The sequence below is a fragment of the Streptomyces sp. NPDC091289 genome (assembly GCF_044757365.1).
Taxonomy (GTDB): Bacteria; Actinomycetota; Actinomycetes; order Streptomycetales; family Streptomycetaceae; genus Streptomyces.
This window is the reverse complement of the sequence record NZ_JBIVUT010000008.1, coordinates 293,067-314,120: the sequence shown is the minus strand read 5'-3', so window position 1 is coordinate 314,120 and position 21,054 is coordinate 293,067. Positions and strand designations below refer to the sequence as shown.

At 72.8% G+C, this 21,054-nt stretch carries 15 protein-coding genes and 2 riboswitches; of the genes, 6 read left to right on the top strand and 9 right to left on the bottom strand.

The features are described 5' to 3' along the window. The coding region (locus ACIQPT_RS13435; RefSeq protein WP_401155558.1) for a discoidin domain-containing protein at window positions 1–803 on the bottom strand (803 nt) is incomplete at its 3' end. A 348-nt stretch (window positions 804–1,151) separates the two neighbouring features. Between ACIQPT_RS13435 and ACIQPT_RS13430 the strand changes: the two genes are divergently transcribed. Continuing rightward, the gene (locus tag ACIQPT_RS13430; protein WP_401155557.1) at window positions 1,152–2,891 is read left to right on the top strand and encodes a discoidin domain-containing protein; all 1,740 of its coding nucleotides are present in this window, start codon (window positions 1,152–1,154) and stop codon (window positions 2,889–2,891) included. 72 nt (window positions 2,892–2,963) lie between these two features. On the opposite strand, the gene ACIQPT_RS13425 is transcribed toward ACIQPT_RS13430, so the two are convergent. Beyond that, window positions 2,964–3,941: a DUF3048 domain-containing protein gene (locus ACIQPT_RS13425; protein ID WP_401155556.1), complete on the bottom strand. Its 978-nt coding sequence runs from the start codon at window positions 3,939–3,941 to the stop codon at window positions 2,964–2,966. Window positions 3,942–4,116: 175 nt separating this feature from the next. Between ACIQPT_RS13425 and ACIQPT_RS13420 the strand changes: the two genes are divergently transcribed. The 4 genes from ACIQPT_RS13420 (at window position 4,117) to ACIQPT_RS13405 (ending at window position 7,956) form a co-directional block, all read left to right on the top strand. Continuing rightward, a complete protein-coding gene (locus ACIQPT_RS13420) occupies window positions 4,117–4,743 on the top strand; it encodes a TetR/AcrR family transcriptional regulator (RefSeq protein WP_401155554.1) in 627 nt (208 codons plus the stop codon). After that, on the top strand, window positions 4,740–5,165 hold the full coding sequence (locus tag ACIQPT_RS13415) for a DUF6069 family protein (RefSeq protein ID WP_401155552.1): 426 nt from the start codon (window positions 4,740–4,742) through the stop codon (window positions 5,163–5,165). Before ACIQPT_RS13420 ends, ACIQPT_RS13415 begins: the two co-directional genes overlap by 4 nt. A 149-nt stretch (window positions 5,166–5,314) precedes the next feature. After that, window positions 5,315–5,770 carry a hypothetical protein gene (locus ACIQPT_RS13410; protein WP_401155550.1) on the top strand — a complete coding sequence of 152 codons (456 nt, stop codon included), beginning with the start codon at window positions 5,315–5,317 and terminating at the stop codon, window positions 5,768–5,770. Then, on the top strand, window positions 5,767–7,956 hold the full coding sequence (locus tag ACIQPT_RS13405; RefSeq protein WP_401155548.1) for an NB-ARC domain-containing protein: 2,190 nt from the start codon (window positions 5,767–5,769) through the stop codon (window positions 7,954–7,956). Before ACIQPT_RS13410 ends, ACIQPT_RS13405 begins: the two co-directional genes overlap by 4 nt. Window positions 7,957–7,975: 19 nt before the next feature. Here ACIQPT_RS13405 and ACIQPT_RS13400 read toward each other — a convergent pair whose 3' ends face one another. The 6 genes from ACIQPT_RS13400 to ACIQPT_RS13375 form a co-directional block, all read right to left on the bottom strand. Continuing rightward, on the bottom strand, window positions 7,976–9,697 hold the full coding sequence (locus ACIQPT_RS13400; RefSeq protein ID WP_401155589.1) for a hypothetical protein: 1,722 nt from the start codon (window positions 9,695–9,697) through the stop codon (window positions 7,976–7,978). Between the two features lie 220 nt (window positions 9,698–9,917). Beyond that, window positions 9,918–10,793, bottom strand: a complete 876-nt coding sequence (locus ACIQPT_RS13395) for an ECF transporter S component (protein ID WP_401155546.1) — start codon at window positions 10,791–10,793, stop codon at window positions 9,918–9,920. Next, the gene (locus ACIQPT_RS13390; RefSeq protein WP_401155544.1) at window positions 10,790–12,448 is read right to left on the bottom strand and encodes an ABC transporter ATP-binding protein; all 1,659 of its coding nucleotides are present in this window, start codon (window positions 12,446–12,448) and stop codon (window positions 10,790–10,792) included. The genes ACIQPT_RS13395 and ACIQPT_RS13390 overlap by 4 nt, the downstream gene beginning before the upstream one ends. Continuing rightward, window positions 12,445–13,629, bottom strand: a complete 1,185-nt coding sequence (locus ACIQPT_RS13385) for an energy-coupling factor transporter transmembrane component T (RefSeq protein WP_401155542.1) — start codon at window positions 13,627–13,629, stop codon at window positions 12,445–12,447. The genes ACIQPT_RS13390 and ACIQPT_RS13385 overlap by 4 nt, the downstream gene beginning before the upstream one ends. A 7-nt stretch (window positions 13,630–13,636) precedes the next feature. Then, window positions 13,637–14,560, bottom strand: coding sequence for a hypothetical protein (locus ACIQPT_RS13380; protein ID WP_401155540.1), 924 nt, complete (start codon window positions 14,558–14,560; stop codon window positions 13,637–13,639). Beyond that, window positions 14,557–17,343 (bottom strand): prenyltransferase/squalene oxidase repeat-containing protein, encoded by a 2,787-nt coding sequence (locus ACIQPT_RS13375; RefSeq protein ID WP_401155539.1) that lies wholly within the window; start codon window positions 17,341–17,343, stop codon window positions 14,557–14,559. The genes ACIQPT_RS13380 and ACIQPT_RS13375 overlap by 4 nt, the downstream gene beginning before the upstream one ends. Window positions 17,344–17,486: 143 nt before the next feature. Beyond that, window positions 17,487–17,560, bottom strand: a riboswitch (cobalamin riboswitch). Window positions 17,561–17,710: 150 nt separating this feature from the next. Next, window positions 17,711–17,787, top strand: a riboswitch (cobalamin riboswitch). A 128-nt stretch (window positions 17,788–17,915) separates the two neighbouring features. Here ACIQPT_RS13375 and ACIQPT_RS13370 point away from each other — a divergent pair. After that, a complete protein-coding gene (locus tag ACIQPT_RS13370) occupies window positions 17,916–19,346 on the top strand; it encodes a prenyltransferase/squalene oxidase repeat-containing protein (RefSeq protein WP_401155537.1) in 1,431 nt (476 codons plus the stop codon). 29 nt (window positions 19,347–19,375) lie between these two features. On the opposite strand, the gene ACIQPT_RS13365 is transcribed toward ACIQPT_RS13370, so the two are convergent. Beyond that, window positions 19,376–20,872: a short-chain fatty acyl-CoA regulator family protein gene (locus tag ACIQPT_RS13365; protein ID WP_401155536.1), complete on the bottom strand. Its 1,497-nt coding sequence runs from the start codon at window positions 20,870–20,872 to the stop codon at window positions 19,376–19,378. Window positions 20,873–21,054: the final 182 nt, after the last annotated feature.

Here is a 21,054-nt window from a genome sequence, read left to right as displayed (position 1 = left end):
CAGCCCGCGTCGACCGTGACGTCGCCGTTGAACGTGGTGTCGTTCGGGTTGAGGCCGAGGCCCGCGATCTGTGTGTAGAAGCCGATCTGCGCGTTCAGGTTGTTGTACGTGCCCGGCTTGAACAGAAGCGCGTGCCGGCCGCTGCCGAACTGGGCCTCCTCCTGCTGCTCGAAGATCGCGTCGACCTTGCCCTGGATGTCGGGCGTGGACGGGTCGAAGACATGGACGTTGGGGCCGAGGTCGCCGCCGCCCGGAATCTCCGGACCGCCGCCGCCGTCGCGGGTGCCGAAGACCTTGAACTCCCAGAGCGAGTAGCCGTATCCGGTGGCCCGCTCGGTGCCGGTCAGGCGCACGTGGCGGGCGTCGCCGGAGATGGTCAGGGTCTCGTCGCCGCCCGTGGAGGCGGTGGTGCTGTAGGCGGTCGTCCAGGTGTCGCCGTCCGCCGAGATCTCGATGCGGTAGCTCTTCGCGTGCGCGGCCTCCCAGGCGAGTTCGACCCGGCTGAGAGCGGCCGGGGAGCCGAGGTCGATCCGTATCCACTGGGGATCGGCGAACGCGCTGGACCAGCGCGTCCCGCCGTCCCCGTCGACGGCGTTGCCCGCGGCCGTTCCGCCGTTCTCCTCGCTCGACGCGGTCACCGCGCCGCCCTGGGAGAGCAGGACGGGCGCGGCCTGCGCCGGAGCCGCCTGCACGGTCGCGAGAAGCGCCGCGACCAGCGTGGTGACGAGCGCGAGGGCCAGGGTGCGCCATCGACGGGATGCGGCCACCTGGGGCCGCGAGGGTCTGACGAGGGCAACGGACATGGCTGATCTCCTGAAAGGTCGGAGGGGCGGAGGTGGAACAGGTGCGGACTCGCGCTCCAGAAGGAGAGAGCGCTCTCTCGGTAGCCGAATGATTCTCCCGTGTTTCCGTCACGTCAAGAGTTGTGCGCAGGAATGCCGCGCCCGGTCGGCCGGGCCGCCCGATGTTTCATCTCCTGAAAGCTCAGAGGTAGTTGACCAGGCATCAGAACGACAAGTCGGACGCCGTCGCCTGTGGTCTCTTGAATCAACCCGGCCACAGCTCTTGACGGTTCACTCCGCTCCCGCCAGTCTCCCCACTGCGGGGGAGCGCTCTCTCGGCCCAACCCCCTCACAGAGCAAGGAGTTCGCATGGAAGCCCGTGGAACACCACGGTTGCGCGGTGCCCTGGCGGTCATGGCCGCCGTGGCCCTCCTGTTCACCCTCTCGGTGGCCGTCACTCCCGAACGCGCCGCCGCCGCTGCCGTTCTCGTCTCCCAGGGAAAGCCGGCGACCGCCTCCAGCACCGAGGCGCCCTTCACCGCCCCGTCCGCCGTGGACGGCGACACCGCCACCCGCTGGGCCAGCGCCTCCACCGACGACGAGTGGCTCCGCGTCGACCTGGGCGCGAGCACCTCGATCGGACAGGTCGTCCTCGACTGGGAGGCCGCGTACGCCAAGGGCTACCGGCTGGAGGTCTCCGACGACGGGACCGACTGGACGACGATCCACTCCACCACGACCGGCACCGGGGGCGTCGAGACGCTGACGGTCTCCGGGACCGGCCGCTACGTCCGGATGCACGGCACGCAGCGCGCCACCGCCTGGGGCTACTCGCTCCATGAGTTCCAGGTCTACTCCACCACCGGTGGCGGCACCGCTCCCGGCGACGACGACGTCCTGCTCTCCTACGGCAGGGCCGGCTCCGCCTCGACCTCGCAGAACGACGGAACCTGCTGGGAATGCCTGCCGGACAAGGCCTTCGACCGTGACCCCGCCAGCCGGTGGGCCACCAGCCCCGAGGGTGGCTGGACCGACCCGGGCTGGATCGCGGTCGACCTCGGCGCCCGCGCCGAGATCCACCGGGTGGTCCTCCAGTGGGACCCGGCCCACGCCAAGGCCTACCGGATCGAGGTCTCCGACAACGGGACCGACTGGACGACGATCCACGAGACCGACTCGGGCACCGGGTTCAAGGAGACGCTGGACGTCACCGGCACCGGCCGGCACGTACGCCTCTACGCCACCCAGCGCAGCGGTGAATACGGCTACTCGCTCTGGGAGTTCCAGGTCTGGGGCACCGGCGGAGCGCCGATCCCCGCACCGCCGCTGCCCGCCGACCCCACGTACGACCGGCTGGTGTTCAGCGACGAGTTCAACGGCCCCGCAGGCGCCGCGCCCGACCCGGCCAAATGGGTCCCGGAGACGGGCACCGGCCCCAACAACGAGCTGGAGTACTACACCGACAACGACAACGCCGCCCAGGACGGCAACGGCAGCCTCGTCCTGGAAGCCCGCCGCGAGGAGACCCCGGGTTCGGCCTGCCCGCCCGACCCGCTCAGCGGCAGCACCACGTGCCAGTACACCTCGGCGCGGCTCAACACCTACGGGAAGTTCCAGTTCACCTACGGGCGGGTCGAGGCGCGCATCAAGGTCTCCGGTACGCAGGGGCTCTGGCCCGCGTTCTGGATGCTGGGCGCGGACTACTTCGACCAGGGGCGCCCGTGGCCCTACACCGGCGAGATCGACATCATGGAACACGTCGGCAAGGAGCCGAACACCACCTACTCCACCCTGCACGCACCCGCGTACAACGGCGCGGCCGGTTACGGAGCCCCGTACTCCCTGCCCGGGGGCCAGGACTTCGCCGACGACTTCCACACCTTCGCCGTGGACTGGAACAGCGAGGGCATGACGTTCCGGGTCGACGGCCAGGTGTCGCACACGGTCGACAAGGAGGAGCTGGAGAGCACCCGTGGACCCTGGGTGTTCGACCACGACTTCTTCCTGATCCTCAACAACGCGGTCGGCGGTGACTGGCCCGGCTCGCCCGACGCCACCAGCCGCTTCCCGCAGAAGCTGAGCGTCGACTACATCAAGGTCTGGCAGTAGGACATCGCGTAACCGGGGCGTCCCGGGCGGTGGGGTCCTCCACCGCCCGGGACACCCCTCCCCGTGCCTCAGTCATCGGCCTGTCGCGGACCCGGTGCCCCCGCGCGGCGCGTACAGGATCCAGAGCGGCCCGTCGGCGAGATCGACGCGTCGTCCGTCGGGGGTGCTGTACACCGTGTCCGCGTCGGCCGATGCCCGTGCCCACCGGGCCTCGTGCGCCCGGCCGTCGCGCAGGACGACCGCGCTTCCCGCTCCCACGGTCTCGGTGAACGGAGTGACGTTTCCGGACCGGTCGCTGAAGTCCGACGGTCGTACGGTCACGTCCTGGACGACGACCGTACCGGCCCCGATCCGCGCGCCGTCGGCGGTGCGGGCGGGGGAGCCGTCCAGGGAGACGAGCCACCGCTCGTGTTCGGCGGACCAGGTGAACGTCACCGAAGCCGACGGATAGCGAACCGTACGGCTGTCCTCCGGCTCGCCCCCGGGCGGCGGCGCGCCGGTCCTGAGCCCCAGTTCCTCGACGGCGTCGACGCCGGAGGCGGTGAACGGGATTCTCTCCGGCCGCAGATAGAGATTGTGCGGCGCCGGCCGGTCCTGGCCCCGGAAGTACGCCCCCGGCGCCTTCGAGGGTGGTACGGCGTCCAACGGCGCGCGGTCGATGACCGGCAGCAGCCTGCTCTGGGCCCCCGAGAAGGCCAGCGTCGGCCGGTCGAACTGCCGCAGCAGCTCCAGATCGGTCTCCCGGGCGCTGCGCACCGGGCCGATGACCGGCGGCAGGTCGGAGGAGTAGACGGCGAGGATCCGGCTCAGCCCGGCCTCCACCTGCTCGACGTAGACGATGTCGGCCTGCTCCAGGCCGGTGTGGGGGCGCGCGGGTTGCACGTTGTCGATCTTCACGGCGAGTACGTCGGCGGCCCTGCCCGTACCGGACGGCGAACTGCTGCTGGGCGAGGGCGACGAACCGTCCCCGCCCGTGCACGCGGCGGTCACGGCCAGCAGGAGCGCGGTGAACAGCGCTGCGACCGATGTCTTCACTCCGGCTGCGGACATGGCGAACGCCCTTCCGGGAGCGCCGGCCGGCGGTGTCGGCGGGACCCCGCCGTGTCGCGGCCCCTCATCCATCATCACGCGTCCCGCGCGCCGGTGGTTGCGCGGGAAGGGGTTCCGTCCGGGGGCGGCCGGGAAGCCTTGACGGAGTGAGTACTCACTCCGTACCGTTCGAGCCATGACCGAGAAACCAGCGACCCGTCGCCGTGCGGCGGGCATGAGCCCCGAACAGCGCCGCGAAATGATCGTCAAGGCGGCCATCCCGCTGATCGCCGAGTACGGCGCGGCCGTCACCACCGCCAAGATCGCCCGCGCCGCCGGTATCGGTGAGGCGACGATCTTCCGGGTCTTCGCCGACAAGGAGGAGCTTCTGGACGCCTGCATGACGGAGGCGATGCGCCACGACCACGCCGTACGCGAGCTGATGTCCATCCCGGCCGACCTTCCGACGGCCGACCGCCTGGCCGAGGCGGCCGACGCCCTGGAGGCGCACCTGGACCGGATGGGCGCCATCGCGGGATCCCTGCACGCATCCGGCCACCGCCGCCGCGACAGCGCGACGGGCGAACAGGCCCGAGGCATGGGACGCGAGGAGTCGATGGCCGCGATCAGGGGCGCGGTCGCCGAACTCCTGGCGCCCGACGCCGAGTCCTTCCGCCTGCCGGTCGAACAGGCCGCCGCGCTGTTCCTCGGCCTGCTGTTCACCCGTCCGCGCCCCGACGACCCGTCACGCCTCACCGCCGGCCAACTGGCGGACGTCTTCCTCCACGGAGCACTCGCCGCGACACGGGGAGCGGACCGATGACCGCCCCCTCGCACCGACGCCGTCGGACCACCACGGTCCTCGTCGCCGTGCTCGCGCCCGCCGTGGTCTGGCTCGTCGCCGACCCGGTCCTCGGCCACCGGCTGCGCATCACCGACCCGGCGGCACAGGAGAGCCTGGACATAGGCCTGTTACCGGTTGTCCTCCTCGCCCTGCTGGCGTCACTGGCCGGCTGGGGACTGCTGGCCGCCCTCGAACGCTTCACACGCCGGCCACGCCCCCTGTGGACCGTGGCCGCCGCCGTGGTGCTCCTGCTGTCGTTCCTGCCGCTGACCGGATCCGGGATGAGCGGTGGAACACGGACCGCCCTCGCGCTGATGCACGTCCTGGTCGGAACGGCACTCATGGCCGGACTGCCGACCCGGCCGGAGGGACCGGACGCACGGGAAGGCCGGGCGCCGTAGCGCCGGGAGACCCTCCGGGCCGACATGGCCGGAACTGCTCTGCGCCATGCACCCGATTCCGCTTCCGAAGGCACTGTTCGCTCTCTACGGTGGTGCGGGTGACGGGTTGCGTGCCCGTACGGTGCGACAGGCAAGGCGGAGGGGGTTCGGTGGAAGCCGAGGTGACGGCATTGACGGCGTTGGCGGCATCGGGTGCGACGACGTTCGTGGGGCTTATGGCGACGGAGGCCTGGACGCAGGTGCGCGGGCGGGTGGCCCGGATCCTGACGCGCGGTGAGGACACCGAGGCGGTGGACGCCGAGCTGGAGGAGTCCCGGGCCGAGCTGATGGCGGCCCGGGCGGACGCCGACGAGGACGCGGCCGCGGACATCGAGGCGGAGTGGCGGACCAGGCTCCGCCGGACCCTGCGCGCCAACCCGGAGGCGGCGGACGAGCTGCGGGGCCTGCTGGAGGAACTGGCGCCACAGCAGCCCGCCGGGACGACCGTGTCGATCAACCACAACACGATCAGCGGTGGCACCTACAACTCACCTGTGATCATGGCCCAGTCGATCCACGGCGGCAGCGCTCCGCTGACGCCCCGGCAGGAACCGGGCCCCAGGTGACGGCCTCGGGTTCAGGAGACGGGCCCCGGCACAGCGCCGCGCGGAACGACTTCTCCGGCACGGGCAACGGACCGGTCGTCCAGGCGGGCACGATCCACGGCGGCATCACCTTCCAAGTCGAGCCGTCGCCGCCGGTCGGAACGCAGGTCACACCCGACGAGATCCCGCCACTGGCCGTCCGGTTGATCAACCGGACCGAAGGCCTCGCCACGCTCGACGGCTGGCTGGTCCCCGAGACGAACGACGAGGACGACCGTGCGAGTGTCGGCTTCGCCGCGCTGCACGGACCGCCCGGCGTGGGCAAGACCGCGTTGGTCTCCCGTTGGTCCGAACGAGGCCGGAAGCGGTTCCCGGACGGACAGATCTACGTAGATTTCGCGGCCCTGCGAGGAGAGTCGGCGGGCGCGGACGTCTCCGAGGCGGCCCGGTGCTGTCTGCGATCCCTGGGCATCGACGACGCCTACATCCCGGCCACGTTCGCGGAGCGGATCCAACGCCTGCGGAGCCGGTCGGCGGGCAGACGCCTGCTGGTCTTTCTGGACAACGTCTCCCAACCCGGCCAGGCCGCCGCGCTGATGCCGAAGGGGAAGGGCAGCTTCCTGGTGGTGGCCGGCGGCAGCGGGATCGGAGAGCTCGCCGCCGACGGCGCGAAACTGATGGCGGTGGAGCCGCTCGACCGGGACAGCGCCCTGGAGGTGCTCGCCGACCGGTGCGGCGCGGAGAGGGCCGCCGCCGACCCGGCCTCGGCGGAACGCCTGGTGGATCTCTGCGCCGGGCTGCCGGTGGCACTGCACGTGGTCGCCGCCCGGCTCGCGGCCAAGCCCCGGCTCACCCTGGCGGCGCTCGCGGCGGAGCTGGCCGACGAACCGCGCCGACTGGCAGGAATGTCCCTGGGAAAGGAACGGTCCGTGGCCGCAGCATTCGATCTCGCCTACCGTGAACTCGCCCCGGAACCGGCCCGGCTCTACCGCCTGATGGGCTGGTACCCCGGAGCCACCTTCGACGCCGGAGTCGCCGCCGTGGCTGCGGGCCTGGACCCGCAACGCACGGCCGACGCACTGGAAGCGCTGACCGGTGCCAGCCTGCTGGAAGAGACGCCGGACGGGCGTTTCCGCTTCCACGACCTCGTACGGCTGCACGCCGGCGAACGCGCGACGGAGGAAGAAGGGCCGGACGGGCGGACCGCTCTCGTACGGCGGGTGACGCTGCACTACCTGGCTCTCACCGCACTCGCCGACCGGACCGTCCAGTTGGACCGGCTGCGGATCGCCGACCTCACCCAACTGCTCGCCGACGTTCCCGACCCCTTCGGAACCCAGGACGGACCGGAGCCGCTGGACTGGCTGGAGGCCGAACACCGCAACATCCTCGGAGTCCTGCGTGCCGCAGCGCGCGAGGAGACTCTGCACACCGAGGTCTGGCAGCTCGCGGAGGCGTTCACGGTCCTGTTCTTCCACCACCGGCACCTCGGCGACTGGCGGGAGTCGCTCGAACTCGGCGCGGCCGCCGCCGCCGAGGCCGTGGTCCCGGCCGCCGAAGCGCGACTGCGCAGCCTGCTGTCGCGCCCGCTGATGGACCTGGGCGAGCACGAGGCCGCCCGCCGCGAGCTGGACACCGCCGAGGCCTGCGCCGAGGTCTCGGATCATCTGGTCGTCCGTGCCTCCGTGCAGGAGTTCTCCGGACGGTACTGGGACAGGTTCGACGTCGGCCGGGCCATGGAGGCCTACCGCAAGGCCCTCGACCTCAACACGGCCGCGAACGAAGGCCGCGGCGCCGCCATAGCGGCCTACTTCCTCGGCTGTGCCCAGGATGCGGCGAAGGACCACCGTGAGGCCCTGCGCACCCTGCGCGGCGCCCACGACGAGCTCGTCGCGCGCAAGGACCTGCGGATGGCGGCTCGGGTGCAGGCGGCCATCGGCATCGCCCACGACCATCGGGGAGAGACCGACGAGGCGGTACGGGCGCTGAGCGAAGCGGCCGAGATCCTCAGGGACAAGGACGCGACCCACTACGAGGCACAGGCGCTCGTCGCACTCGCCGACATCCAGAAGCGCTCGCAGGGAGGCGACACCCTCGAGGCACGCGCCCATCTGGAACGCGCCTTGGAGATCTACGAGGCCGGGGGCAGCCCCCGCGCGGAGGAGCTGCGGACCCGGCTGGCAGGAGGAGAACCGGCGGCCGAGTGACGCGGGGAACCGTGCGTGCTCAGCCGGAGGAGCCGCCCGGCCGGGGTGCGCGCAGCCGGAGCACCAGGTCCTCGGCACGCCCGCCGGCCCGTACGGTCACCATGGTGTCGTCCAACGGAGCGGCGGCGCGCAGCAGCGCGTAGACGGCTGAGGCGGGCAGAGCGGGGTCGTGCGCCGGTCCCGTCACCGCGGCCTCCACGATCCGGCCGTCCCGCAGCCCCACCAGAGCCCCGCCTCCCGCCAGCGCGGCCGCCGCGAGCCGGCAGCCCGGAAGGCGGTCCAGGGTCTCACCGATCCACCGGACACCCGCCGCCTCGGAACGGACGGGAGCGCCGCACAGCAGCACCGAGGCGCTCTCCAGCAGACGCCGGTCCGGCTCCCGCTCGTCGCAGGCGAGATGGCGAAAGCGCCCGGCCGTCTCGTCCTCGCCCGGGGCGTCCGCCTCCTGCCACACCGCCGCAGGCTGTCTGCGTACGGTGACGGCGTCCGGCCCGTGCTGCGGCAGCCCGGTCGTGGTGACCATCCAGGCGGTGGCCTTCGTGCCCGTCTCGGCGGGCTCGGCCAGGAACCACTCCGGCGGGGCGGTGGACTCCGGCTCGGGAAGGCCGAGCAGGTCGTAGAGCGCGGTACGCAGCCGGGGCAGCGCTTGGCCCGGCTGATGGAAGGCGTCCTCGGTGACGTCGGAGAAGAGCTCCGGCCGCTGGACGGCAAGCGCGGAGACGATCTGTCCGTGCACGTCGTCGTGGGCGTCGAGGCGGGGCGCGGCCCGGCCGAGCGCGGCGACCGCGGTGCCGGGCACGGCATCACTCCCGAAGGCCCCCAGCAGTACGGGTTTGCCGAGCGCCGCACCGTACAGGGTCACCGACCCGTGGTCGCCCACGACCACGTCCGCCGCGACCAGCGCCGACCGCCAGGCGTGGATGTGCGGAATCAGCATCAGCCCCGCGTCCAGGGCGGGCGCCAGAATATTACGGATCTGCCAGGAACCGTGCCCCGACCAGACGTTGGGGTGGACGATCGCCGCCACCCGGAACTCGTCGTAGGGCAGGGCGGCGAGCACCCGGGCCGCAAGCCCGGGGTCCTGCCCGAACAGGGAGGTGGGCCCCCAGGTGGAGCTGAGCACCACCAGGCGGTGCCGGTCGGGCACGCCGAGCGCCCGCCGGAAGGCGCCCGCCCGGTCCGCGCTGACCAGCAGTTCGTCGAAGCACGGGTCACCCACCAGCAGCGTGCGCCCGGCCGCCTTCGGATGCGAGGAGAGCAGCTGCTCCTCCTGCCCCGGATGCGAGATCGCCAGCCAGGCCCTGCCGGATTCCAGCAGACTGTCCGGCACGACCCCCGACAGCCGCTCGCCCGGGGCACGGGCGTCGGGGACCTGCTTCTGGAAGCCGATGCCGTGCGGCAGCACGAGGACCGGGCAATGCCCCTCGGGGACGTCGATGTTCTCGCTGGCGGTGAGGATCAGATCGGGCTCGGCCTGGCTCACCTGCTCCCAGGGGATGACCCGGCAGCCCGCGTCATGCAGGAGATCCAGCACCCCGCCGTTGAAGGCGGAGGTGGGGTCGTGGGCGAAGACGACCGTCACCCGGCCGTCCCCGCGCAGGAGTGCGGGCAGGCATTCGAGGACCCGTACGGTCGAGGTCACCGTACGGGCCGCTACGACCAGGGTCTTCTCACCGTGGAAGGTGCTCCACCGCCCGGCGTCGCTGCCGACGGGGACACGGAGGGGCTGGCTAGCGTGCATGGCCACCCCGAAAGGCTACGGGCACACCGCCCCAGCGCGGCTCGCGGCTCGCGGCTCGCGGCTCGCGGCTCGCGGCTCGCGGCTCGCGGCTCGCGGCTCGCGGCTCGCGGCTCGCGGCTCGCGGCTCGCGGCGATTGTTGACCTATCGCATCTCAAGCGGTGCTGCAACCCTTTCAGGGATCGAACTGGAGTCCAGGGCGGTCATATTGTACGGGCATCATCATGCGTCGGGCCGCGCGGTGGGCACGTCGCCGCCCGGCTTCCCGCCGACGAAGCGGACCGGCGCCCGGAAGCGGGCCTTGCGGGCGGCCCGGCGGAAGGTGGTGAGGACGGCGGGGCCCGCCAGCATGACGCAGACGAAGTTCGTGACGGCGCGTCCGGTGTCCCAGCCGAGGGACGTGGCGACGTCGAACGCCAGGTAGCGCTGCCACTGTTCGGTGAAGGGGAGGCCGGGGAGGTAGGCGATGGAGCTGTTCGGGTCCACCGAGAACGGCCAGAAGGACAGGTTCAGCAGAAAGCCGAAGAGGTAGCCGGAGACCGATCCGTAGACGGCGAGCATCATGACCTCGCGGCGTCCCGTGGCCCGGGGCAGCAGGCCCGCGAGCATGCCGACGAACGCGCAGCCGAACATCTGGTACGGCATCCACGGGCCGACACCGCCGGTGATCAGCGCGGACGCGAAGAGGGACGTGCAGCCCAGCGTGAAGCCGAAGCCGGGACCATAGACGCGGCCCGCCAGGACGAGGACGAAGAACACCGTCTCGATGCCCGCCGTTCCGGCGCCGAGCGGGCGCAGCGCCGCGTTCACGGCGGAGAGCACCCCGAGCATCGCCAGCGCCTTGGAGTTGATGCCGCCCTCGGCGATCTCGGAGATCACGACGCACAGGACGAGGATCAGCAGCACGCCGAAGATCAGCGGCGGCGCGTAGGCAGCGCCGAGCCGGCCCGGGGCGACGACGAAGGGCCAGAAGAAGGCGACCAGGCCGAGGAACGCCGCCATGGCGATCACGATGCCGGCGCGCGGTGCGATGCGGATGGCCCCGGCGGAGCGTTCGGTGAGGGCCGGCAGGTTCCGCAGGTCCCTCAGGCCCTTCATGCGCCCGCCTTCCCGTGCGGGAGTACCGAGGTCACCTGGTCGACCGTCAGGTACGGGAGTGGTGACAGGATCTTCGCCACTTGCGGGGCGAAGACGGGGGAGGCGACGATCACTTCGGTGGTCGGGCCGTCCGCGACGATGTCGCCCTCGGCCAGCACCACCACCCGGTCCGCGGCACGGGCCGCGAACTCGACGTCATGGGTGGAGATCACCACCGACCGTCCCTCGGCCGCGAGTTCGTCGACCATGGCGATCAGCTGGCTCTTGGCCCGGTAGTCCAGACCGCGGGTCGGTTCGTCCAGCAGCAGGATCCGGGGCGCGGCCGTCAGCTGGATCGCGAGGACCAGCGCCAGCTTCTGGCCCTCGGAGAGGTCGCGCGGGTGCGTCGCGCCGTCGATGCCGGGGGCCAGCCGGTCCAGGAGCGCCCGGGCGGACGTTCCCCCGGTCCCGCTTCCTGTTCCGGTGGCGGACTCGGCGTCGGCCTGGTCGAGTTCCTGCTTGACGCTTTCCAGGTAGAGCAGATCGGTCGGGGTCTGCGGTACGAGTCCGACCAGCCGCCTGGCCTCGGCGGCGGACAGGCTCTTCGGGTCGCCGCCCCTGACCCCGTCCCCGACCACCCGTACCGTCCCGGATCTGCGGGGACCCGAGCCCTGGAGCGCCCACAGCAGCGACGACTTGCCCGAGCCGTTGCGGCCCATCAGCGCCGTGACCTCACCGGCCCGCAGATCGAGGTCCACCTCCCGCACCGCCGGGACACCCCGGTACGCGACCGTGATGCCCCGGGCGCCGAGCAGGTCCGCGCCCGGGGCGTCCGGTACCGCGCGCACCGGCGGGGGCGCCGTGCCCTCCAGCGCCGTACGCAGCGGACGGGCGGCGCGCCGCGCGTCGCGTACCGACAGGGGCAGGGGTGACCAGCCCGCCGCCCGGCCCAGCTCGACGATGGGCGGGGCGATGGACGAGGCCGCGAAGATCTCCGACGGCGGGCCCGAGACCACCCGGCCGTCCCCCGGCAGATGGATGACCCGGTCGGCGTACTGCACCACCCGCTCCAGCCGGTGCTCGGCCAGCAGCACCGTCACCCCCAGGTCGTGGACGAGCCGGGTCACCGCGGCCAGCACCTCCTCGGCCGCCGTCGGGTCGAGCGCGGACGTCGGCTCGTCCAGCACCAGGACCCGCGGATGGGCGGTGAGCACGGAACCGATCGCGACGCGCTGCTGCTGCCCGCCGGACAGCTCGTACAGCGCCCGGTGGCGCAGATCCGCGAGCCCCAGCAGGTCGAGCGTCTCCTCGACGCGCTTGCGCATCACCGTCGGGGCGATGGCCAACTGCTCCATCGCGTACGCCAGTTCCTCCTCGACCGTGTCCGTGACGAAACCGTCCAGCGGATCCTGTCCCACCACGCCCACGACATCGGCGAGTTCGCGCGGCGGGTGGCCGGCCGTGTCGCGGCCGTCGACCGTGACCGTGCCGTACAGCGTGCCGCCGGTGAAGTGCGGGACGAGCCCGTTGACCGCGCCCAGCAGAGTCGACTTGCCGACCCCCGTATGGCCCACCACGAGGCACAGTTCACCCTCGTCGACCCTCAGGTTCACGTCCCGCAGGACCGGCTCGTCGGCGCCGTCGTACACGACGGACACCTGGTCGAAGGTGATCATGCGGATTCCTCGGTGCGTCGCGCGGGGATGCGCGAAGTCGGAGTCGGAGTACCTGGCGGCGGTGCCAGGAATCCGGCCGCTCCCGCTAGCAGGATCGCGGCGGCCGGGACGAGCGGCAGCGTCGGCCAACTCAGCGGATAGATCGAGGGGTTCAGCTCGGCCGGGTCGTAGCCGACGTTGACGAACAGCAGCACGGCGGAGAGCACCCCGCAGGACGCCACCGCCCACTCCGCGAACCGCCACGGATCCGGCCGGTACGTCGTCCGCGTCACCCGCCGCCCGCCCAGCCGCAGCCCGGCCAGACAGAGCACCGAACCGGCCGCCAGCGCGGGCAGCCCCAGCAGCATGGGCGCGGACGCGTCGAGGAGGCCGTACGCCCCGGCGCACAGCCCGCACATGCCCAGCAGCATCAGCACCCCGGTCAGCCGGCGCGAGCCGCGCGTCGCCGAACCGGCCCGTCCGTACCCGCGCGAGTCCATCGCCGCCGCCAGCCGCAACGACCGCTCCAGCGCATCCTCCAGCACCGGGACGACGATCCCGCGCAGCGCCTTCAGCCCCTTGTTGCGACCGGCCCGCAGTCGACGCGCGCGGGCCACCCGCTGCACGCTCTGCACCAGTTGGGGGGCGACGCTGATCGACACGGTGACGGCGACGCCCAGTTCGTAGAGCGCGCCCGGCAGCACCCGCAGGGCCCGCTTCGGGTTGGCGAGGGTGTTCGCCGCGCCGATGCAGCACAGCATGCAGGCCAGCCGCAGGCCGTCCGTCGCGGCCGACAGCAGCGCCTCCAGCGACACCGGGCCGCCCAGTTGGATACCCGCGTACCAGTCCGGCGTCGGGATGCGCGGGAGGGAGAAGAGGTAGTGGTCGTTCGGGGTGATGCCGGTGGCGAACACCGCCCGGAAGATCACTCGGATCGCCACCACCGTCAGCGCGAGATACAAGTAGTACTTGAAGCCGCGCGCCCACGGGGCCTCGGTGCGCCGCACGGTGATGACGTAACCGAGCACCGCGAGGACCAGGAAGAGCAGCAGCGGATTGTTGGTCCGGCTGACCGCCGTGGCGAGGGCGAGCGCCCAGATCCACCAGGCGACCGGGTGCAGGGTGCGCGGCAGCCGCCGGCCGCCGGTGTCGGGCCCGGCGGCGGAGACCGGCGCGCCCGGCTTCCCCGGCGCCCGGGACACGCGGGGGCTACTCCGCACGGCGGCGGCGCTTCGCGGCGAACACGGCCGCGCCGCCGATGACCACCACGAGACCGGCCGTCGCCGCCACCGGCACCATCGACCCGGAGTCGTGCTCCGCGTCGGCCGCCGGCGCGGCGTCCACCACCTTCGCCGACGCCTCCGGCGCGGCCACCGCCGCATCCGTCGTCACCGAGGCGGACGGGCTGGGGGAGGGGGTGGCGGAGGCGGACGGGGACGGGCTCGCGGAAGCGGAGGGCGAGGCCGGTTCCGAGGGCTGTTCCGAGGGCGGAGGCGAGGCCTGGTCGCCGTCCGCCGGCCGCTGCGCCGTCCGTACGGGGTCGGGCTTCGGCTTGGGCTTCGGTGCCGGATCGCCGCCCGTGGGGCGGGAGTTGTGGGCGCGCAGTTGGTCCGGGGTGACCGTCGGGCGGCCCTTCGTGCCCTCGATGTTCGTCCCGCCGAAGATCCACAGGTCCACGCTGCCCGGCCGGGGCCGGTAGCTCATCGCGCCGAGCTGGCTGTACTCCCAGGTGTTCTCCCCGGGGCCGGCGTGCCAGTACGACCAGTAGGCGGAGGCGGGCGGGGTGAGGACGCAGCCCTCCTGCTGGGACGTCGGGTACTGCTTGCCGCCCTGGTATCCGCTGTAGCCGATCCGGCAGATGAACGCCGGGCCGTCGTGCCCGGTGCCGGTCGTCCGCCAGCCGCCCTGGTTGAGCAGCTCGTAGCCGGTCGTCGGCGTCGTGCCGCAGGAGCGGTAGACGGGACCGCCCCAGTGGCTGAAGTCGACCGCGAGCACCACGCCCGACGAGGTGGTGCACCGGCCGATCGGCTGAGGAGCCGCCGACGCCTGGGTGGCGGGCGTGAGGAGCACCGCGCCCGCCAGGCCCAGGACGGCCAGGCACCGGCCGACCGTGCGGCGGAAGGGGACCCTCACCGCTCACCGCCCGCCGCCGCACGCCGGTTGCGGGCGGCCACGACCGTACGCCACCCCGCCAGGACCAGCACCGCGGCGGCCGCCGCGAGGCCGAGCGCCTGCGCGCCGGTCGACGCGAGGCTGCCCCCGCCGCCGCCCGGGCCGTCGGCGGTGACGATGGAGCCGCCCGCGCCGTCCCCGGGAGTGACGATCACCGGGGCGGAGGAGGACGGCACCGGATTCGGCGTGGTGCCCTTCAGGCTGCGGGTCAGCACGCCGAAGGAGATGCCGGTGGCCCCGCTGACCGCCTGCGCCGAGGCGCGGATGTCGGATCCCCGCTGTCCCTCCGCGGCCACGTTGAAGCCGCCGTCCTTGTTCTGCTGCGCGGCGAGGAACTTCAGCGCCTTCGTGATCTGCTTCCCGTACGTGTCCGCGTCCAGCGACAGACCCTGCACCGCGAGCGCCGCCGAGTTGACCGAGTTGCCGGACGCGCCGGGGAAGCCGCCGTCCGGCAGCTGCTGCGAGGCGAGCCAGGCCAGCGCCTTGTCCACGGCCGCCGCGTGCGCGCCGCCGGGGACCAGGTCCAATGTCATCGCGGCCATCGCGGTCGAGTCCACCTCGGAGTCGCCCGTCGCCGGGATCAGGCTCGGCCAGGCCCCGGTGGAGGAGTGCTGAAGGTCCGCCAGATACGCGATCGGGGCCTCGGCCGCCTTCTCCTCGCCCGCCCGCACCTGGGCGATGATCCCGAGGGAGTGGGCGAAGACGGAGGGCGCGTAGGTGTAGGCGCCCTTGGCGGGACAGCTGCGGTCCGGGGCGGTGCTCGGCTTCTCGCAGACCGCGTCGGCCAGGCCCGCGATCAGGTCCCGGCCGCCGAAGTCACGCGGGTCCCGCTCGACGACCTGGGCCAGCAGTGCCGCCTTGCCCATCGAGCCGCCCAGCGCGTGCGTGCCACCCGCTCCGGTCCAGTCGTCCAGCGTCCGGCCCGCGCCGTCCTTGCCGGTCCCGTCGAAGAAGTCCACGATCGTGCGCAGCGCGTTGTTGTCGTGCCCGGTCGCGGCCAGGGCGAAGGCCCCGTCGATGGTCATGCCGAAGTCGGCGCGCCCGGTCCTGCTGCCGTCGTCGTAGTAGCGGCCCTGCAGGAGGTTGGCGGGACGGGTGAGGAAGGCGATGCCCTTCTTGAGGTCGGGGCCCTCACCCGGCGGGCGCGTCGTCGGCGGGGTGGTGGGCCCGGGCGTCGTCGGGGGAGTGGTCGGCGGGACGGTGGGTTCGGGCGCCTTCGTGGTGAGGGTGGCGAGGCTGGTGCCGCTGCCCGCCAGCACGGCGGGGGCCGTCGCGTAGAGCGCCCCGTCGGTGGCGCCCTCGTCGAACCCGAAGCCGCCGTCGTCGAGTTGCTGCCGCGACAGCCAGGAGACCGCCGCGTCCGCCGCACCGCCGTCGCCGAGCGCGCGCAGCGCCTGCGCCGCGTACGCGGTGGCCGTGATGGAACCGGTGGTCGCACCGTTGTACGCGGGGAACGCGCCCGACTCCAGTTGCGCCTTCTTGAGGTACGTACGGGTCCTGGCGACGGCGGCGTCCTGACCGCCCGCCGCGTCCAGCACCAGGGAGACCAGACCGGTGGTCGCCGGGTCGCCGTCGCAGTTCTCGCCCGGGCCGATCAGGATGCTGGTCACCGAGCCGTCCTGGCACACCAGTTGGGTCAGCCGGGTCACGGTCCCGGCGGGCGGCTCGACCCCGCCGCGCAGCAGCGCCAGCACGGCCAGCGCCTGGCCGTCGGCGTACGCCGCGCCGTGGAAGTCGCCCTTGGCCGTGCAGCCGGGGGTGGGGCTGCCCGATTCCGGGCCGGCCGGGCAGACGTTCTTCGCGAGGTCGCCGAGCAGGTCGTGCCCGCCGAACGTGCGCGGGTCCGCCTCGGTGATCTCCGCCAGCAGCGCCAGCCGGGCCGCCGCGGTGGCGTCGGGCGCCTGGTCCGTACCGGCCGGGTAGGCGTACGCGTCGGTCCGGCCGGCGAGGTGGGCCGTCACCTTGTCCAGGGCCGGACCCTCGCCGTTCGCCGCCGCGAGCGCGTACGCGGCCTCCGTGGTGAGGAAGTCGTTGGGTGTCTCGGACCCTTCGTCCACCACGTGGGTGCCGTCGCGCAGTTGACCGGTCACCCAGCGGGCGGCCCCGGTGACGTCGATCTCCCCGGCGGGCACGCTCGGGCCGCCGGTCGGGCCGTCCGTGGGGCCGGGGGTCGCGCCGCCGCCGGCGCGGACCTCGTCGGGGGTGAAGGTGGGCTTCCCGGTGGAGCCGCCGATGTCGGTGCCGCCGAACACCCAGGCGTCCACGTCACCCGCCTTCGGCTGTCGGCTCATCGCGCCGAGCGGGCTGTAGGACCAGGTCTCCTGGCCGGGCGAGGCGATCCAGTACGACCAGTAGGCGGTGGGCAGCGGGGTCAGCACACAGTCCTCCGTCGCCGGAGTCGGGTACTGGGTACCGGAGTTGAAGGAACCCGCGCCGATCCGGCAGATGAAGCCGTCGCCGTCGTGCTGGGTTCCCTCGGTGGTGAACCCGCCCTCGTGGAGGAGCTCGTAGCCGGTGGTCGGGGTGGTGTCGCAGCCGCGCACCACCCCGCCACCGAACGGCCCGAAGTCCACTGCGACGATCGCGCCCTTCGTGGCCGTGCACTCCTCGACGGGGTCGGCGACCGCCGGGCCCGCGCCGGTGACGAACGCCACGCTCGCGGCGAAGGTCATGACGGCCGCCGAGAGCAGCGACAGAAGTCTCTTCTTCCCCACGTGCCGGTCCTGTTGCTGTGCGGTCCCCACCACGGCCCCTCGTGTCGTCCGGGCGGGCCGTGCGTGGCAGACGGCTCCCCGGCAGGGCACGGCCGCGAAGGGGCCGCCCCCGGGGAGCTGTTCGAACCACGCCGTAGTCCGCGACGGCGCTTCTCGCTGAAATTCCTGGCCCCAGGCATTCCGGCTCGCCCGCGCGGTGGCGGGCCTACGGTTGCGGGTCAGCGCCGGATTCCGACCGGCTTCCCCTGGGGCTGAGTGCGTATCAGGCGGATTGGAACACGCTGTCGAAGAGACCGTCAAGGTGGCCTGTGTCTCCCTCCCGGTCGCCCCCGGCGTAGGCCCGGGCCGTCCCTGGCGCGCCCGTGCCGCCTCGGGTAGCGTCCTGGCCTGCCGTAGGGGGGAACCCGGTGCGAATCCGGGGCTGACGCGCAGCGGTGTGGGACGGCAGGGGGCCGTTCCCGAGCCCGAATGCCCAGACGGCGGTTGTCCCAGGAGAAGCCGTACCCACGCGTCCGGGCGTCGGCCACCCCCAGCCCCGCCCCGCCTCGCGCGGCCCGGGAGGCGCTGTGGTGCCGTGCGCCCCTCATCACAGGAGCAGGCACATGCCCCGTTCTGTCACGCCCCGCACCTCGCCCCGCACCTCACGCCGGATCGCCCTCGTGGTCCCCGCCGTCCTCGGCGCCTTCGCCCTCACGGCGCTGCCCGCCGCCGCGACGTCCACGCCCGCCCAGATCGCCACCTCGACGACCAACGGCGTGGCGTACGTCAAGTCCCTCCAGGCCGCGGACGGTTCGTACGCCGGCTCCGGCCTCTCCAACGAGTGGGCGTTCGGCGCGCTCGCCGCCGCCGGGACGGCCGCCGTGGACGTGACACCGGGCGGCGACGCCACCAAGAACGCCCGCACCGTCTACCGCGACCTCCTGGCCACCCCGGGCTGGCCCTCCGCCACCCCCGTCGTCACCGACTACCAGCGCGGCACCCTCAACGCGTACGCCGCCGGGATCGACCCCGCCCGGGTCTCCGCCTCGCGCAACCTGATCGCCGACATCTACGCCTACTGGCAGAACGCGGAGGCCGGCTACTTCGGCCCGTCCGCCAACTACAACGGCACCGTCTTCGCCGCCCTCGCCCTGGGCGGCGCCAGAACCCAGGCGGGCGGCCAGCGGGTCCCGCAGGCGCTCGTCGACAGAATCGTCACCCGGCTCCGGGCCAACCAGCACAACGACGGCGGCTGGACCTACGCCAAGGCCGAGGGCAACGCCACCGAGCTCAACAAGCCGAGCGACGTCGACATGACCGGCGCCTCCATGGCCGCGCTCTGCGTCTCCGGCGTCCCCAACACCGACCCGGACATCCTCCAGGCCAAGGCGTTCCTCAAGAGCAAGCTGGTCAACAACTCCGGCGCGTTCAACGCCATGTACGGCATCAACACCAGCTCCAACGGCTGGGCCGTCTCCGGGCTCAACGCCTGCGGCATCAACCCGCAGACCGGCGACTTCCTCACCCCGATGGGCAAGACCCCGATCGACTTCCTCATCGCCCAGCAGTTCAACCCGGGCGGCGGCTTCAAGTACCAGCCCTCCGACACCTCCCCGTCCGCCTACTCCTCCCTCGACGCCCTGCGCGCCGTCGCGGGCGGCGGCTTCACCGCCGCCCCGCCCACCCCGGTCACCTCGGGCGCGCCCACCTGGGTCGCGGCCGGCGGCTTCACGGCCGGTACGGCGACGAAGCTGGCGCTCACCGTGGACGACGGCACCGGCGCCCTGAAGGTCTGCTCGGTCGCCTTCACCCCGACCGGTACGAGCACCACCCTCGGCGACGTCCTGACCGCCGCGACGAGCGCCGCCACCCCGGCGGGCTGCGTCAGCGGCGTCGTCCCGGCGACCGGCACCGGAACGATCACCTCCGTCAATGGGAAGGCCAACAGCGGCTCGGCGACCTGGAAGGTGTCCGTCGACGGCTCCGCCTTCGCCGGAGCCGCCCGCGACCGGGCGATCGGGGTCGGCGACACGATCGCGCTGCGCTACTCCTGACCCTGTCCGGTGACGGGGACGCGCACCGCCTACGCGGAAGGCGTCCCCTTCACCGGGTACGGCACGAACGTGCTGCTGTTCTCGTCGATCGCCAGCGGCTGCCCCAGCGGCGGGACCGCGCGCTGCGGGCAGTCCAGCCGCTCGCAGATCCGACAGCCCATCCCGATCGGCGTCGCGGCCGAGGCGTTGTCCAGGTCGAGACCGTCGGAGTAGACCAGCCGCCCGGCATGCCGGATCTCGCAGCCCAGCCCGATGGCGAACGTCTTGCCGGGCTCGCCCCAGCCGCCCCGGTGCCGGGTCACGGCCCGCGCGGTCCACAGATAGCGCTGCCCGTCCGGCATCGCCGCGATCTGTACGTGGATCCTGCCGGGCGCGGCGAACGCCTCGTACACGTTCCACAGGGGGCAGGTGCCGCCCGCGCGGGAGAAGTGGAACCCGGTCGCGGACTGCCGCTTCGACATGTTCCCGGCCCGGTCTACCCGGACGAAGGAGAACGGCACCCCGCGCAGCCGGGGCCGCTGGAGCGTCGACAGCCGGTGGCACACCGTCTCGTAACCGAGGCCGAACCGGTCGGTGAGCCGCTCGATGTCGTACCGCACCTCCTCGGCCGCCGTGTGGAAGGCCCGGTACGGCAGGATCAGCGCGCCCGCGAAGTAGTTGGCGACCCCGATCCGCGCCAGGGGCCAGGTCGCGGAGGACTTGTCGTAGTCCTCGGAGGCCAACCGGGCGATCTCCGGGCCGTATTCGAGCAGGGCGAGCTGCGTCGCCATCCGGAACGCCTGCTGGCCCGGCCGGAGCCGGCCCGAGAGGTGGAGCACTCGGGCATCCGGGTTGTAGTGGTGCAGCCGGCCGGAGTCGGCCTCCCGGGGCGTGCTCCGGGACGGTTCGTCCCCGCGCTGCCGGGTGGAGCGGCCGGACCCGGTCCCGCCCTGCCGGTCGGAGGCGGTGGCCAGCCGGATGCCGTGCCGCTCCGTCAGCCGGGCGGCGAGCGCTCGGACCACCTCGCCCGGGCGTACGCCGATCTCCGCCGCCAGCTCCTCGGCCGCCAGGTCCGTCTCGTGCAGATAGTTCTGCCGCCGGTAGAAGAACTCGCGGATCTCCTCGTGCGGGGAGCGCGGCAGATCAGGACCGCCGCCGCCCCGCAGCTCGGCGGCCTCCGCCAACCGTCCGGCCAGTGCCTGGTTACGTCGCCCGAGGTCGAGCAGCACGTTCGCCACCCCCGGCAGGCGGGAGGCCAGCTCGGACAGCTCGGTGGCCGAGATCCGTGACGCGCCGATCTCGTCCGCGAGCGCCTCCCGCAGATCCGCCAGCACCCGGGCGGTGTCCCGCTCCGAGAAGAAGCCGGGGTCCACCCCGAAGGCCTCGGTCAGCCGGAGCAGCACCGGCACCGTCAGCGGGCGTGAGTCGTGCTCCATCTGGTTCAGATAGCTCGGCGAGATCGCCAGCATCCTGGCCAGCTCCGCCTGGCTCAGCCCGCGCTCCTCGCGCAGCCTGCGCAGCCGTGCGCCCGCGTAGGTCTTGCTCACCTCGGGGCCCTTCCCGCTGTCGTCAACATGTCGACAACCCTAGCCGCCAGGACCCCCTCCAGACTCTTGGCAATCTTGGCAAAGTACGCCGAAAGATTTGCAGAACTTGGCATGCGTACCCCGTTGATGGCACTCAGTGCCACTGTCAGAGTTGTTCCTGCGGCCCACCGGACACCGGCTCC

Excerpts from the sequence above, each read along its gene's own strand:
- ACIQPT_RS13430 (WP_401155557.1), top strand. The coding sequence starts at position 1,152 with ATGGAAGCCCGTGGAACACCACGGTTGCGCGGTGCCCTGGCGGTCATG.
- ACIQPT_RS13425 (WP_401155556.1), bottom strand. The coding sequence starts at position 3,941 with ATGTCCGCAGCCGGAGTGAAGACATCGGTCGCAGCGCTGTTCACCGCG.
- ACIQPT_RS13420 (WP_401155554.1), top strand. The coding sequence starts at position 4,117 with ATGACCGAGAAACCAGCGACCCGTCGCCGTGCGGCGGGCATGAGCCCC.
- ACIQPT_RS13415 (WP_401155552.1), top strand. The coding sequence starts at position 4,740 with ATGACCGCCCCCTCGCACCGACGCCGTCGGACCACCACGGTCCTCGTC.
- ACIQPT_RS13400 (WP_401155589.1), bottom strand. The coding sequence starts at position 9,697 with ATGCACGCTAGCCAGCCCCTCCGTGTCCCCGTCGGCAGCGACGCCGGG.
- ACIQPT_RS13395 (WP_401155546.1), bottom strand. The coding sequence starts at position 10,793 with ATGAAGGGCCTGAGGGACCTGCGGAACCTGCCGGCCCTCACCGAACGC.
- ACIQPT_RS13390 (WP_401155544.1), bottom strand. The coding sequence starts at position 12,448 with ATGATCACCTTCGACCAGGTGTCCGTCGTGTACGACGGCGCCGACGAG.
- ACIQPT_RS13370 (WP_401155537.1), top strand. The coding sequence starts at position 17,916 with ATGCCCCGTTCTGTCACGCCCCGCACCTCGCCCCGCACCTCACGCCGG.